Below are 1,406 nucleotides of genomic sequence, written 5' to 3'. Positions count from 1 at the left end.
CACCGAAATTCCCCTTATCATCATCTGTTTCGGAGTCGGCCATATTTTGAGAAACAAGATATAGCTGATTTTTAAAGGAACGTCCTACACGCTTCATATCCTTAACTAATCGCTTACCGCCGCGGGCTTTAGTCAACGTCCAAGCTTCATCGAAAATGATTGCTGTCGGATCATCATGACTGCGGCGACCAAATTTTTCACAGAATTTTGCAAGGCCAATCATAATGCTAAGGCTTTTCCTGTCGCTGTCACTGTAATAACGTGGGTCATCATCTTCATTCGGTAAGTCTAAACCGGCAATTTCTAAAATAGTTACTTTGCGATTCAAGTTAATGGCATCAGCATCCCCATAGCTGAAAACTAATTGAAGAATGCTATTCTGAACCATTTGGACAAGAAGCTCGCCTGCACTCTTAATTGTTGGGTCCTCACTATTCGCTAGATGATCTACAACATGCATAAGCCCAACGGTTTCTCCCTTTGCTTTTCGCTCAATAACCGCATCTAAAGTTTTCAGAACTTCGGTTTTTACAGCATCTTTCCCATGCAAATCATAAATTTGCTCAATGATGTTTTGAGCAGTCTCTTTCGCTTCAAATCCATCAAGGAAGATAATTGGGTCTAAAACGCCAAAATTCTTTTTATCAGAGGCATCAAGCGTGACGTAGTGGAATGAGCGAATCAATTCTACAAACATCGGATACTTAACCCGTACATCTGGATCACTAATCGCTTTCGTAAACCACTTTCGTACCTCCACCTTTGGGTCAGTCATTAATACCTGACAATCCAAGAAAGAGAGATATAGCAGGATCATTTTCACTAAAAAGGACTTACCTTTTCCAGTTGCTCCTGTAATATTTACATGTGGGCTGTCGGTAGAAGCACCGGCGATTCCCTCATTAGCCATAAACGGATGGTAAAGCACAATATCTCGACTGCTGGCTATAGATTGGTCGATCGGGACTTTTTCTGTAAATTTGTCTACTCTTCCGAAATAAAACCCCACATTCGAACCAAGCCGGCTTGATACGGCAAAAAGATTTTCTGCAAAGCCTTCATGTGTTGTTGACTGCACCCAGTTTTTTTCGAATTGCATCGGTGCACCATGCAAAAATTTATAGAAAAGCTGCAACTGATCGGCGATAGGACGCACACAATAGATTTGTGAATGCTTCATGATCCTAATGACTTCGCTTGCTCTGTGCTTACATTCCTTTTTAGTCTTTCCGCTGACAACAAAAGTCGCTACCCACTTCAAATATGGTGAATTGTGATTACGGATTTTATTGTTTAAATCGGTAAGCAATTCACGGCCAGATAGGAGCCTGTCATCTATTTCTTCAACCTCGCTCATATCCCGCTGCGTTTGCTTGAAACGTTGTTTTGTTAAAGCAATTTTGTTC

1 protein-coding gene is annotated in these 1,406 nt (G+C 41.3%); it reads right to left on the bottom strand.

Annotation, left to right across the window (positions count from 1 at the left end; all coding sequences use genetic code 11):
• Positions 1-1,406, bottom strand: a 1,406-nt coding sequence (locus ACFVSN_RS45150; RefSeq protein WP_387959324.1) for an ATP-binding protein, incomplete at both ends; no start/stop codon positions are given.

The sequence above is a fragment of the Kitasatospora sp. NPDC057904 genome (assembly GCF_042887925.1).
In the GTDB taxonomy this organism is placed as follows: Bacteria; Actinomycetota; Actinomycetes; order Streptomycetales; family Streptomycetaceae; genus Kitasatospora.
This window is presented reverse-complemented; position numbering and strand designations above follow the sequence as displayed.